The following is a 743-nucleotide window of genomic DNA, read 5'->3' as shown; positions in this document are numbered from 1 at the left end:
CCAATATGCCCACCGTGATCACCTCTGTATCCCCTGCTCAAAGATTGAGCAGGGCATTCAATCACGTGGGTCAAAATTCGATGAAAACTACAGCCTCAGGTGGGTCAGTTCTGCGTGGACATCAACAGAGTATTTTTTTGATTTTCCGAACACCTTCTCTGCTGGATATTTTTTTCGATTGATTTCAATTTTCTCCAGCGCAGCCTTATGGAGATCTATCTCCAATCTATCGGCCAGCAACACCAGGTACGCGAGAACGTCTGCCATCTCATGGCTGATCGCTGTCAACTGGTCAGATGAAAGCTCTACCTTCTCTCCCGAATCGAGCCATTGAAACGGCTCCAGCAGCTCGCTAGCCTCGACGCTCAGCGCCGCCGCCAAATTCTTGGGCGTGTGAAATTTCTGCCAACCCCGCTCCGCTACAAACTGTCGGAGCACATCGCGAAGTTCTTGCAATTCCACTATTTTCTCCGCCGGGCCTGCATATAAAGTTTCAATAGCAACCCGGAGCGCATAGAGCACGAAATGTGACCCATGCCGCGTACGCAGCACGCCTTTCCGCCGCCGCAAATGCAAAAACCCCCGCCGGTTCGGGCGGGGGTTTCTGGCTTGAGGAGAGCCTGACGATTACCTACTTTCACACGGGAATCCGCACTATCATCGGCGTAGAGTCGTTTCACGGTCCTGTTCGGGATGGGAAGGGGTGGGACCGACTCGCTATGGTCATCAGGCAAAGAGGGTTG

Annotated in this window: 1 protein-coding gene and 1 rRNA gene; both read right to left on the bottom strand. The window is 52.9% G+C overall.

What is annotated here, in order from left to right; all coding sequences use genetic code 11:
• Window positions 1-87: 87 nt before the first annotated feature.
• Window positions 88-465: a nucleotide pyrophosphohydrolase gene (locus KDW55_RS29240; RefSeq protein WP_349252616.1), complete on the bottom strand. Its 378-nt coding sequence runs from the start codon at window positions 463-465 to the stop codon at window positions 88-90.
• A gap of 153 nt (window positions 466-618) precedes the next feature.
• Window positions 619-731: ribosomal RNA gene (gene rrf / locus KDW55_RS29235) — 5S ribosomal RNA — on the bottom strand.
• Between the last annotated feature and the right edge of the window lie 12 nt (window positions 732-743).

The sequence above is a fragment of the Burkholderia sp. AU19243 genome, from assembly GCF_018148075.1.
Taxonomy (GTDB): domain Bacteria; phylum Pseudomonadota; class Gammaproteobacteria; order Burkholderiales; family Burkholderiaceae; genus Burkholderia; species Burkholderia latens_A.
Note: the sequence above shows the minus strand (reverse complement) of the source record. Positions and strands in the feature narration are given on the sequence as shown.